The organism is Protofrankia sp. CiT1 (assembly GCF_917627335.1).
Taxonomy (GTDB): domain Bacteria; phylum Actinomycetota; class Actinomycetes; order Frankiales; family Frankiaceae; genus Protofrankia.
In genome coordinates this window covers 39,159-40,009 of sequence record NZ_CAKJTP010000015.1, presented here as the reverse complement: position 1 = coordinate 40,009, position 851 = coordinate 39,159, and the positions used below count along the sequence as shown (strand labels likewise).

Annotated in this window: 1 protein-coding gene; it reads left to right on the top strand. The window is 68.9% G+C overall.

Annotation, left to right across the window (positions count from 1 at the left end):
• Positions 1-851: ABC transporter ATP-binding protein (locus MJ785_RS04675; protein ID WP_239380082.1), on the top strand; the 851-nt coding region annotated here is incomplete at both ends.

Here is an 851-nt window from a genome sequence, read left to right as displayed (position 1 = left end):
ACGGAGCCGACGCAGCCGACGGAGCCGGCGGCGCTGCCGCTGACAGTCCGGCCGCCAGCCGTCGCCGTGAGCCCGCGGTTCTTGAGGTGCGTAATCTCAGCGTCCGTTTCGGTGGGGTGCAGGCGCTCAGCGACGTCAACCTGCGCGTTGAGCCGGGCAAGGTGCTGGGGCTGATCGGCCCCAACGGCGCGGGCAAGACGACCTTGCTGGACATCGTCACCGGCTTCACCAAGCCGACGTCGGGTGAGGTGCTGCTCGACGGGAAGCCCATCGCCGGATGGTCGCCGGTACGGCGGGCACGGGCCGGGCTGGCCCGGTCCTTCCAGGCGGTCGAGCTGTTCCCGGACATGACGGTCCGGGAGAATCTGCTCGCCGCCGCGGACACCCAGGCGCCGGGGTACTACTTCACCGACATGATCCGTCCTGGGCGGCAGCGTCCGTCCGTCACCATGGAAGAGATCATCGAGGAGTTCGGGCTGACGGATCTGCTGGACAGCAAGCCCGCTGAGCTTCCGCATGGCCGGGCGCGGCTCGTCGGCGTGGCTCGGGCGCTGCTCGCTGATCCGAACGTGCTGTTCCTCGACGAGCCGGCCGCCGGTCTGGACTCCCATGAGAGCGCCGAGATCGGGACGGTCATCCGGGGGATCGCCGAGCGGCGCAACACCGCCGTTCTGCTGATCGAGCATGACATTCCGCTGGTCCTCGGTATCTGCGACCGCATCGCGGTGCTCGACTTCGGTCGGAAGATCGCCGAAGGGGCACCTGAGGAGATCCGGACCAATCCCGATGTGATCCGTGCCTATCTCGGGGAGGACAGCGACACCGCCGGCTCCACTGCCGAGCCGGCTGGT